The organism is Streptomyces sp. NPDC051183, assembly GCF_040682455.1.
In the GTDB taxonomy this organism is placed as follows: Bacteria; Actinomycetota; Actinomycetes; order Streptomycetales; family Streptomycetaceae; genus Streptomyces.
Map to the genome: position 1 here is coordinate 96,887 of NZ_JBFBBA010000032.1, position 8,868 is coordinate 105,754.

Below are 8,868 nucleotides of genomic sequence, written 5' to 3' on the forward strand. Positions count from 1 at the left end.
TCCCTCCGGGTGGCGAACGCATTTGTGGGGTGGACCCGTACCATTTCGGGACGAGTCCACCCGTCGTCCCAGTGAGAGGCAGGCCACCTTGTCCCGCCGCAGCCCTGTCTGGTGCCTGCTCGGCGCCGTACTGGCGCTGCTGCTGGGGTGCGCGGTGCCCGCCGGGGCGGCCCAGCCGCCGCCGGCCTCGTCGCCGGCCGCCAAGGCCTACGCGGTGGCGCACCACGACGGCGGCCCGTCCTGCGCCCCCGGCCCGGGGGACCACGGCCGCCCGCCCGCCGTGCCGACCCGCGCGGGCGACCACGCCCACGCACCGGCCGGGCGCCTCCCGGCGGACCAGACCCGCGACGGGCGGGCGGTGGCCGTACGGATCCTCGTACGCGGACCCGACCAGCCGGCGCCCGGTCCGGTGGAGCTCTCCGTGATGCGCGTCTAGGAGGACCGCTCGCCCCGGTCCGCCCCACCCTTCCGCAGCACTGGAGAACGCACCCGCATGTCCTCTTCCTCCTCCCGCAAGACCCCCTCCCGCAAGCCCCTGCTGATCGCCGCCGGCGTCGCCGTCGCCGCGGTCACCCTCGGCATCGTCTCCTGGCAGGCCACCGCCCCCGCCGAGAAGGACTCCGGCCGGTCCGGGGCCACGGCCTCCGCCGCGCCCAAGAACGACCCCGCCGCCGCGCTCAAGGCGCTGGCCCGCCGCGAATCCGGCGACAGGCTCGCCGTCGGCCGCGCCGACGCGCCCGTCGTGCTGATCGAGTACAGCGACTTCAAGTGCGGCTACTGCGGCAAGTTCGCCCGCGACACCGAACCCGAACTGGTGAAGAAGTACGTCGAGGACGGCACCCTGCGCATCGAGTGGCGCAACTTCCCGATCTTCGGAGCCGACTCCGAGGCCGCCGCCAAGGCCGCCTGGGCGGCGGGGCAGCAGGACCGCTTCCAGCAGTTCCACGCGGCCGCGTACGCCGAGGGCTCCAAGGAGAAGGGCTTCGGCCAGGACCGCCTGGTGGAGCTCGCCCGCCAGGCCGGGGTCCCGGACCTGGAGAGGTTCAAGCAGGACGCGGCCGGCGAGGGCGCCGCCGCGGCCCTGAAGAAGGACCAGGAGGAGGGCTACCGGATCGGCGTCCAGTCGACCCCGTCCTTCCTCGTCAACGGCACGCCCATCGCGGGCGCCCAGCCGCTCGAAGCCTTCACCTCCGCCATCGCCAAGGCGAAGGCCCAGGCCGGGGCCCAGGCCGCGAAGTGACCGACATCGGATACCTGGCCGCCCTGCTGGGCGGCCTCCTCGCGCTGCTCAGCCCGTGCAGCGCGCTGCTGCTGCCGGCCTTCTTCGCGTACTCGATCGACTCCGCCTCCAGGCTGCTCGCGCGCACCGGGATCTTCTACGCGGGCCTCGCGAGCACCCTCGTACCGCTGGGCGCGGCGGGCTCGTACGCGGGCCGGTTCTTCCACAGCAACCGCGAGGAACTGGTCCTCGTCGGGGGCTGGCTGATCATCGCGCTCGGCCTCGCGCAGATCCTGGGCCTGGGCTTCGCCTCGAAGCGCATCGCGGAGCTGTCGGGGCGCATCCGCCCGACCACCGCGCTGTCGGTGTACGCGCTCGGCGCGGTCTACGGCCTGGCCGGCTTCTGCGCCGGCCCCATCCTGGGCAGCGTCCTGACGGTCGCCGCGGTCAGCGGCAGCCCGGTCTACGGAGGCCTGCTGCTGGCGGTCTACGCCCTCGGCATGGCGGTGCCGCTGTTCCTGCTGGCGCTGCTCTGGGAGCGGTTCGACCTGGGCCGGCGGCGCTGGCTGCGCGGGCGGGCCTTCTCGGTGGGCCGCTTCGAACTGCACACCACCTCGGTGCTGTCCGGGCTGTTCTTCATCGTGCTCGGGACGCTGTTCCTGGTCTACGACGGGGCGAGCGCGCTGCCGGGGCTGCTGGACGTGGACGACTCGTTCGCCGTGGAGGAGCGGGTCCGCTCGCTCACCGGCGGGGTCCCCGACTGGGCGCTGCTCGGCCTGATCGCCGTAGCGGCGGCGGTCGTGGGCCTGGTGAAGTGGCGCCGCACGGCGCGCCGGGCCGCCGAGGAGGGGGCCGGGGCCGAGGCCGGGTAAGGCGGAAGGCCCCGTCCGATGGACGGGGCCTTCCTTGTGGTGGCTGGGGCCGGGGTCGAACCGGCGACCTATCGCTTTTCAGGCGATCGCTCGTACCAACTGAGCTACCCAGCCACGAGACTGTTTCCAGCCTCAGCGAACCTGACGGGACTTGAACCCGCGACCTCCACCTTGACAGGGTGGCGAGCTAACCAACTGCTCCACAGGTCCTTGCTGTGTGTGAGACCTAAGTCTTACACACGGTAATGCGTACCCCCAACGGGATTCGAACCCGTGCTACCGCCTTGAAAGGGCGGCGTCCTGGGCCACTAGACGATGAGGGCTAAAGGCCCGCCGGGCACTTCGCAGCGCGTCGGGGACGTGAGAAGCATATGGGATCCGGGGAGCTATCGCCAAAACGGTTTCCCCCGGAGGGACAATGGCCGGGTGCTGGAGATGACGCGCGAGGAGTTCGAAGAGCTCGTCGCAGAGGCCTTGGACCGCATCCCGCCGGAGCTGACGCGGCTGATGGACAACGTGGCGGTGTTCGTCGAGGACGAACCGCCCGCGGACGACCCCGAGCTGCTGGGTCTCTACGAAGGGACCCCGCTCACCGATCGCGGCGAGTGGTACGCCGGGGTGCTGCCCGACCGCATCACCATCTACCGGAACCCCACGTTGCGGATGTGCGAGGACCGGGAGAGCGTGGTGGCGGAAACGGAGGTCACCGTGGTGCACGATATCCCGTCGTACACCTCTTCGAGTGAGGATTCCCCTGTTCAGGTGACTCTCGCGGCCTGAGCGGGCCGCCCCGGATCAGCCCCAGCCCAGCTCGTGAAGCCGCTCGTCATCGATGCCGAAGTGGTGGGCGATCTCATGGACCACGGTCACGGCAACCTCGTGAACAACGTCTTCCGGGCTCTCGCACATCCGGAGCGTCGGCCCCATGTAGATCGAGATGCGGTCCGGGAGGACTCCGGCGTACCACTCGCCCCGCTCAGTGAGCGGAGTCCCTTCGTAGAGCCCCAGAAGCTCCGGGTCGTCCGCCGGGGGCTCGTCCTCGACGAACACCGCCACGTTGTCCATGATCCGCGTCAGCTCAGGCGGGATCGTGTCCAGGGCGTCGGACACCAGCTCTTCGAAGGCTTCTCGCGTCATCTCCAGCACAGGGCCATTCTCCGTGAGCGACATCACTTCCGGAGCTACCGTGCCCGCCCGTCTGGGAGCTGGAGCGGGCTCACCTGTGCTGAGGACACCGGCACGGCGGGAACTCATCCCCCCACCCCTGCCAGTAGCCCTCTCGCCGGAACCGAGCCACAGCGACGGGATCACGGGACAGAAGCTGAACGGGCTCTCCTGATCGGAAGATCCGCACCGGGCCAGCCGAGCCCCCGCTGACTACCCGGACCGTCAGCCGGGGCCGCCCGCTCACCGGACCCGCTCCACCACGGCGACTTCCGAGAACTCCCGGAGGAAGGTCATGTGGCCGGTCCGGCCGGTGTGCTGGATGCACATGTCGGTGCACACGTCCGCGTTCCCCGTCGGCGCGGCAGTCCACTGACAGTCCGGGCTCAGGCAACGCGCCGTAGCCGTCGTTTCCGCTGAGGGGTGGCGGTGCATGACGTAGCTGACGTACCGGAGCACGGCTCTCACGCTCATGCCGCTCCCTCGGGATGCGGATGGTTCCGGAGCTCCACGTTGCAATCGCTGACTGTGGAGTGGTCGCCGCGGAGGCGGGCTTCCCGGCGCTGTACCGCAAGGGCGCCGCAGACCCCGCAGCCGGCCACCGGTACGCGCTCCGGATCAGTTCGCAACGGCAGCTCTACCGGGGATTGCGCATACGTGATCGCCTTCACGGGGCCGCTCCTCGTGTCGTCCGTGTAGCGACCACGCTAGGAACGCCGGAGCTGCGCCTCCCAGCGGATTGCACGAGGTTGCACAGCCATCACCTGAGAGTCTGGATGGCCCTCGTGATCAGCGCGCGGGCCTTCGCCCCGTAGACGGCCATGTCGGCCAGTTCGGTGAATGTGTCCGCGTACGCGGCAACCTCGCTCGGCTGGGTCAGCGTGAGGTAGCCGGAGACCAGCTCGATGTTGACCTGTGCGGTGTCGGAGATCCAGAACCCTTCCACCGGCATCCGGGAACGCTCGGTTCGTGTGGGGACCACGCCCAGGCTGACGGTGGGCAGTGAGCCCACCGTGAGGAGATGGCGGAGCTGTTCCTCCTGCACATCCGAACCGCCGATCCCGTTCCGCAAGACCCATTCCTCAACCAGGAACGCGAAGCGTCGAGCACCCTCGTAGAGCACGCGCTGACGCTCCATGCGGACTGCGACGGCATCCGCCACGTCGTCCACTTCGACCCGTCGCCGTTGGACGGCACGCAAGACGGCTTCGGTGTAGCCGTAGGTCTGGATCAGCCCCGGGATGAACCACGAGGAGTAGGCGCGAAACCGGCGGGTTCGCTCGAAGAGCGGCAGTCGGGCTTCCTGGGCCTGCTTGAGGCCGGCGCGCTCCATGCGCCGCCAGCCGATCCACATGTCCTCGACGGTCCGCAGAGAGGCGATCAGATCGTTCGTCTGCGCCTCGGCACCGCACGCCTGACACCACGCTCGGATGTCGTCGGCGGACGGGGGAGTGCGGGCATTCATGATCCGGGAGGACTTCGACGGATGCCACCCGCACAGCCGGGCGAGATCGCGTCCACTCAGCCCGGCATCCCGGCACAGCTCAGCGAGACGGTTCGCCAAAGCCTGCCGGGCTTGCTGGGCACTCGAAGAGGGAGAGACAGCCATAGTGGTGACCGGTCAGCGCGGCTTGTACTCCTCGTGCGGAATAGCGCGTTGCCACACAGCCTCAAAAGCTGTGGTGCACAGGCTCAACCTCTCGGGGTCGTCGGTGTACTCCCGCCCGTCCTCGTCCAACTGGCCGTCCCCGGTGAAGTGGTGGAAGAGGGCTTGCGCCCCATCGAAGACCCAGAAGTCCGTACCCGGCAAGGCCAGGTCCGTCGTCTGTCGCCGGGGAAGCCACCGGACCAACTCACCCGCAGCGATGTTCGTGAACGTGCAGTCGTACTCGTACCGGATGTAGTCACTGATGGGTTCCGAGATGATGCGGGCCCGGCGGACCACGACCCCGCGGGCCGTCGCGGCCGTCACGGCGTCGTGCCAGCCGCCCCACCACGAAGACCGGTCGGACGGTTCAAGGCGCGCGCCCTGCTGCCACGCGATGAACTCGGGATCGTCGCGCATGTAGCTGTCGCGCAACTCAAGATGCACGGCAGAGTGCCGGGCCTGGGCCAGTGCGTTACGCGCGGGTGGCTGCACTTCCTGCCTCTCCGATGCCGTCCGGGCGCGGGATGTACTTCAGCATCACCGCGGGGAGCCTGATGATCGTTTCGTGGTCCGGCACATCGGTGGAGTGGCCCGGGATCGAACCGATCTCTTGGCATGCCTTCACCTCTTCCTCAGTCGCCTTGATACGACTGAATCAGGAGGTCGCCGGTCTCTTCGTCGAGCCAGATCGTCGGAGACTCGTCGGTCGGCGTGTTGGGGATGATGCCGAGGAACTTTAGGTTCACGATCGCTCCCGCTGTCGAGTCGGTTGCATGAGCGTGCACGAGCCTCACCCCTGTGGCTGACGGGCGCAAGAGGGCGTGCGGACAAGGTGGTTGAGCCTCCCAGCCGCACGACGAAGCCCCCGACAGCCACCCGGTACGGGTAGCCATCGGGGGCTTCGGGGGTGCTTCACGGGGCTTAGCGGCCCACTAAGGGTGCCTTTCTCAGGGGTGCGGAACGGGCTTTGCCCAGGTCAGACAGCGCCCAGGGCCCAAAAAAGGAGCCGCACCCAGGGCGCGTTTTCCGAGCTGGGGCCGGGATCGCCGGCGGGCACGCGCGGGAACTTCCGGACCGCTCTCCCCCTCCCCTCTTTCGGAAGGGAAATGCCTCGCGCTCTTCAACTACATCGACGGCTTCTACAACCCCCGCCGCATCCAGGAACGACTCGGCTACCTCAGCCCCATCGAGTTCGAGGAGAAGCACTACGCCAACCAGGCAGGCACCGAACAACTGAATCTGAAACCACGTCAACCCGCCCTGACCAGCTAGTCAACCACTCCCGCACAGTGGGGGAACCTCACCCACACGAGCGACACAGCACATGCACAGGCTCACTTGCGGGAAGCCATGGCTAGGCAACCTGCCAAAGAGAGGAAAGGCCGTTCATGCGTCGCATCACTGCCGTCATCGTCGGAGCAGTCGCGATTGTCGCGTTCTCCGCTTCGACAGCTAGCGCTTCAGATTTTGACAACCTCATGAACACCGCCGGGAGTGCCATCGGTGGCCTTTGGGGAACCGTTGTCCCGAACATCGCCACCCAGGCCGCCATCCAGGGTGCCGCCGGCGTCTGAGGCCCCGCGTACTCAGAAGGGAAGACCCGCGTAGCCCAGGTCCACGCGGGTCTTCGCCTTGTGGCACGGGCGGCACAGCACCTGAACGTTGCCGTCCACGTCCTCACCGCCGCGCGACAGGGGAACCACGTGGTCCACGTCAGTCGCGGCACCGTGGGCAGAGGATCACCCAGGCATCCGACTTGGCTTCACGCTGAGCGTCAGTCGGCAGGCGGTCTCTCAGCGCGTAAGAGAAGCGCGGGCATGCGCGGCAGTGGGCGGGAACCCACTGGCGGTCATCCCCACTGTGGGACACCCGGCCGTCCGGCCTGATCCATGCCGGTCTCATCCATGAAGGCCACTCGCTCAGGTCCTCGTTGGTGCCGGGGACAGTGCGGGCCTTGAGCGCGAGCAGTGTCCGGCCGTCGCTCCGGTGGCCAGTCGCCACCTGCCGAGCCCAGCCCTTTTCGATCAGATGCCCGGCCACGTCGGAGGGGCACGCAATGCGCATCCCAGCACCTACCGACGCACGGTCGATGCGCACGCCGGTAGTCAATTCAACGATCACGTGCGACCAGTTCCGCAAGCTCAGCGGAGACCAGCCACTCAGCCTCGCTCTGGGGGACCTCGTAGGTCTGGCCGTTCTCCAGAACACGAGACGGGATGCCGTCAGAGGTCGGGCTGTAGGACATGTAGCCGATCATTCGGATGGTCACTGCCAGGTTGGTGGTGTTGAAATAAGGCATTCGGGCAGCTCCTCTTTACGCGGAAATGGTGATCTTGCAGACGGCGGCGGCGTTCGGGACAGCGATGGCGGCACGGGCGATGGCGCGCACCGCAGTGCCGTCCTTGAGGAAGCCGAACTGATCGGAGATCTGGAATCCCGCGTCCTTGCGCCATACGGCGAATATTTGGTCCGCCTCATAGGCGAGAACGGTCGTGACCGGCATGAAGGACGAGATCCACACCGGAACGCCCAGAATCGAGCGCTGAACACCGGCCGTGGGTGAACCAGCGGACTCGCTCAGGAGGGGCTTCAGGGAACCCGATGCTTCACGCAGTGCCATGAGGTCGGCCCAGGTGGTCGGGTGCATCACGACCGCCGTTGCCTTCGAGTTCACCGCTTCGAGCTTCCCGAACGCGGCAACGAAGGCGTCAAGGTCCTTGAACCCTCCCGTGACCGCGTGTGTCTGGATTCCCGGCGTGTTCGCGATTCCCACGAAGCCCTTGTTGGCGCCCGTGCCCAACAGGGCCTCGCGGTCGAAGCCCAGAGAGAGCGACCGCATCAATGACTTGGCAACAGGGTCCAGGAACGCCGAACCACCATCGTCCATGAGCTCATTGGCGAGCATGTCAGCGGCGGCAATCTTCTTCGGTGTGACCTTCAGCGGCTGCTCCGAAGCCACCGGTAGGGAGGTCATCCAGCCCGCCCACGAACCCCGCAGTGAAGTCGGATCGAATCACGGGAAACGAGTAGGTCTCTGCGTTTGTCTGCACCCGGTTCACGCCCGATGCCATCACGACGGACTGAGGGGCCAGGAGGTCAGGGCGATTGCAAAGTTCGTTGATCGTGCGTTGGTGCAGGTCAGTTGAGTCCGAGGATGGTCAGTGGCCGCTCGTAGGGGCGGAGGGCTGTCGTGCGGAGTGCGGCGGCGATGTTGGTGTGGCCGGCGGTGCGGAGTTGGTTGATGGCGAAGCTGCGGAGGGTGGCCATGTTCTCCGGGCTGTGCCCGGTGCGGATCTTGGAGGCGTCCTCGCGGAAGGCGGTGTCCCGGACGAAGTGGAGCCTGTTTTCGATCACCCAGTGCGCCCTCAAGATCTTCGCGATGCGTTCGGGGGATGCCTGGCGGCTGGTCAGGTCGGTGATGACGTAGACGGTCTCGCGGCTCTGCTTGCCGGTCTTGGTGTCGGTGCGGTGGCGTACGACCTTGGCGACCTGAGCGGCGTGCGGGAAGTCGACGCCGAGGTCGGTGACGGTCAGCACCTGCACGACCCGGGTCTCCTTGCGGCCGTGCCCCTGGGTTCGGTCGTAGAACTTCGCTGTCGCCTCGCCCCAGGGCAGGGTTCGCATCTGTTCGTAGAGGTTCTTCTGGTTCCGCTTCACCGTGAAGGCGTAGTGCGCCTGCTTCGCCTCGACGAGGAAGCGGGCGTGGTCGCGCTGGGTGTGCAGTGCGTCGCCGGTCACCGTGACTCCTTGCAGGTCATAGGGGTCCAACAGGGCGGCGAAGCAGGTGATCTCGTTGGTCTTCTCGGGGACCCTGAGCTGGGTGACGGTCATCCCGGTGCCGGTCATCGCGGCCAGCAGGTGCGCGGCCGGGGTGGCGCCGTGGCGCGAGCCGCGGGCGCTCTTGCCGTCGATCGCGAGAGTGTCGGCACCGGCCGGGTCGTGTCCGAGAAGGTCTGCCAGGCCGC

13 protein-coding genes, 3 tRNA genes and 2 pseudogenes are annotated in these 8,868 nt (G+C 67.8%); 6 read left to right on the forward strand and 12 right to left on the reverse strand.

The features are described from left to right. Positions 1–88 precede the first annotated feature (88 nt). From AB0M99_RS26360 to AB0M99_RS26370, 3 genes are read left to right on the forward strand one after another with little or no spacing between them, the layout of a single operon-like run. On the forward strand, positions 89–436 hold the full coding sequence (locus AB0M99_RS26360; protein ID WP_365924509.1) for a hypothetical protein: 348 nt from the start codon (positions 89–91) through the stop codon (positions 434–436). Between the two features lie 57 nt (positions 437–493). Then, positions 494–1,240 (forward strand): DsbA family protein, encoded by a 747-nt coding sequence (locus AB0M99_RS26365; RefSeq protein WP_365924511.1) that lies wholly within the window; start codon positions 494–496, stop codon positions 1,238–1,240. Next, on the forward strand, positions 1,237–2,091 hold the full coding sequence (locus AB0M99_RS26370) for a cytochrome c biogenesis CcdA family protein (protein WP_365924513.1): 855 nt from the start codon (positions 1,237–1,239) through the stop codon (positions 2,089–2,091). Before AB0M99_RS26365 ends, AB0M99_RS26370 begins: the two co-directional genes overlap by 4 nt. A 37-nt stretch (positions 2,092–2,128) precedes the next feature. Here AB0M99_RS26370 and AB0M99_RS26375 read toward each other — a convergent pair. The 3 genes from AB0M99_RS26375 to AB0M99_RS26385 form a co-directional block, all read right to left on the reverse strand. After that, positions 2,129–2,205, reverse strand: a tRNA-Phe gene (locus AB0M99_RS26375). Positions 2,206–2,227: 22 nt separating this feature from the next. Continuing rightward, positions 2,228–2,301, reverse strand: a tRNA-Asp gene (locus tag AB0M99_RS26380). Between the two features lie 40 nt (positions 2,302–2,341). Beyond that, positions 2,342–2,414: transfer RNA gene (locus tag AB0M99_RS26385), tRNA-Glu, on the reverse strand. A gap of 103 nt (positions 2,415–2,517) precedes the next feature. Between AB0M99_RS26385 and AB0M99_RS26390 the strand changes: the two genes are divergently transcribed. Next, positions 2,518–2,871, forward strand: coding sequence for a metallopeptidase family protein (locus tag AB0M99_RS26390; RefSeq protein WP_365924514.1), 354 nt, complete (start codon positions 2,518–2,520; stop codon positions 2,869–2,871). A 15-nt stretch (positions 2,872–2,886) separates the two neighbouring features. Here AB0M99_RS26390 and AB0M99_RS26395 read toward each other — a convergent pair whose 3' ends face one another. From AB0M99_RS26395 to AB0M99_RS26415, 5 genes and pseudogenes are all read right to left on the reverse strand, one after another. Further along, on the reverse strand, positions 2,887–3,237 hold the full coding sequence (locus AB0M99_RS26395; protein ID WP_365924516.1) for a metallopeptidase family protein: 351 nt from the start codon (positions 3,235–3,237) through the stop codon (positions 2,887–2,889). Between the two features lie 488 nt (positions 3,238–3,725). Beyond that, positions 3,726–3,917 (reverse strand): hypothetical protein, encoded by a 192-nt coding sequence (locus AB0M99_RS26400; RefSeq protein ID WP_365924547.1) that lies wholly within the window; start codon positions 3,915–3,917, stop codon positions 3,726–3,728. Positions 3,918–4,015: 98 nt separating this feature from the next. Continuing rightward, positions 4,016–4,864: a helix-turn-helix transcriptional regulator gene (locus AB0M99_RS26405; RefSeq protein WP_365924518.1), complete on the reverse strand. Its 849-nt coding sequence runs from the start codon at positions 4,862–4,864 to the stop codon at positions 4,016–4,018. A 12-nt stretch (positions 4,865–4,876) separates the two neighbouring features. Then, positions 4,877–5,395, reverse strand: coding sequence for a DUF6879 family protein (locus AB0M99_RS26410; protein WP_365924520.1), 519 nt, complete (start codon positions 5,393–5,395; stop codon positions 4,877–4,879). Next, positions 5,376–5,649 (reverse strand): annotated as a pseudogene (locus AB0M99_RS26415) (hypothetical protein). Before AB0M99_RS26415 ends, AB0M99_RS26410 begins: the two are co-directional and overlap by 20 nt. A gap of 376 nt (positions 5,650–6,025) precedes the next feature. On the opposite strand from AB0M99_RS26415, the pseudogene AB0M99_RS26420 reads away from it, so the two are divergent. Then, a pseudogene (locus AB0M99_RS26420) lies at positions 6,026–6,175 on the forward strand (IS3 family transposase); the annotation flags it as partial. 116 nt (positions 6,176–6,291) lie between these two features. After that, positions 6,292–6,477: a hypothetical protein gene (locus tag AB0M99_RS26425; protein ID WP_365924522.1), complete on the forward strand. Its 186-nt coding sequence runs from the start codon at positions 6,292–6,294 to the stop codon at positions 6,475–6,477. A gap of 12 nt (positions 6,478–6,489) precedes the next feature. Here AB0M99_RS26425 and AB0M99_RS26430 read toward each other — a convergent pair whose 3' ends face one another. The 4 genes from AB0M99_RS26430 to AB0M99_RS26445 form a co-directional block, all read right to left on the reverse strand. After that, the gene (locus AB0M99_RS26430) at positions 6,490–6,615 is read right to left on the reverse strand and encodes an HNH endonuclease signature motif containing protein (RefSeq protein ID WP_365924524.1); all 126 of its coding nucleotides are present in this window, start codon (positions 6,613–6,615) and stop codon (positions 6,490–6,492) included. Between the two features lie 398 nt (positions 6,616–7,013). Continuing rightward, positions 7,014–7,202 (reverse strand): hypothetical protein, encoded by a 189-nt coding sequence (locus tag AB0M99_RS26435; protein ID WP_365924526.1) that lies wholly within the window; start codon positions 7,200–7,202, stop codon positions 7,014–7,016. 15 nt (positions 7,203–7,217) lie between these two features. Beyond that, positions 7,218–7,862 (reverse strand): phage major capsid protein, encoded by a 645-nt coding sequence (locus tag AB0M99_RS26440; RefSeq protein ID WP_365924527.1) that lies wholly within the window; start codon positions 7,860–7,862, stop codon positions 7,218–7,220. A gap of 179 nt (positions 7,863–8,041) precedes the next feature. Continuing rightward, positions 8,042–8,868, reverse strand: an 827-nt coding sequence (locus AB0M99_RS26445) for an ISAs1 family transposase (protein WP_365924529.1), incomplete at its 5' end; no start/stop codon positions are given.

What these genes read in the sequence shown, in the direction of transcription:
- AB0M99_RS26405 (WP_365924518.1), bottom strand. Translation starts at nt 4,864, where the DNA reads ATGGCTGTCTCTCCCTCTTCGAGTGCCCAGCAAGCCCGGCAGGCTTTG.
- AB0M99_RS26425 (WP_365924522.1), top strand. Translation starts at nt 6,292, where the DNA reads ATGCGTCGCATCACTGCCGTCATCGTCGGAGCAGTCGCGATTGTCGCG.
- AB0M99_RS26435 (WP_365924526.1), bottom strand. Translation starts at nt 7,202, where the DNA reads ATGCCTTATTTCAACACCACCAACCTGGCAGTGACCATCCGAATGATC.
- AB0M99_RS26365 (WP_365924511.1), top strand. Translation starts at nt 494, where the DNA reads ATGTCCTCTTCCTCCTCCCGCAAGACCCCCTCCCGCAAGCCCCTGCTG.